The 265-nt window shown below is 43.0% G+C and carries 1 protein-coding gene; it reads right to left on the bottom strand.

Annotated elements, in window-relative coordinates; all coding sequences use genetic code 11:
• Positions 1-265, bottom strand: a 265-nt coding sequence (locus Q4528_RS14215; protein ID WP_303522270.1) for a cytochrome c-type biogenesis protein, incomplete at both ends; no start/stop codon positions are given.

The following is a 265-nucleotide window of genomic DNA, read 5'->3' as shown; positions in this document are numbered from 1 at the left end:
CCGTAAAGCCGCCAATAAAAATAATGCCAATAGGAGCTAACCAAAGCGTTAGTACTGCAGGTGTTAGTGGTGGGTCGTAACGAACAAAATTGCCATAACGCGCCACCATATAATCTAGAACTTGCTGTTTATCACTACCCGACTTCACCATTTGATAGGTCTTTTCCCGTAAGTCTTGGGCTAAACCAGCATTTGAATCAGAGATATTATTGTTCTGGCACTTAGGGCAACGTAGTTCACGGGTTAACTCCCTAAAAAGCTCTTC

This window comes from Staphylococcus pasteuri (genome assembly GCF_030547725.1).
Classification (GTDB): Bacteria; Bacillota; Bacilli; order Staphylococcales; family Staphylococcaceae; genus Staphylococcus; species Staphylococcus pasteuri.
Note: the sequence above shows the minus strand (reverse complement) of the source record. Positions and strands in the feature narration are given on the sequence as shown.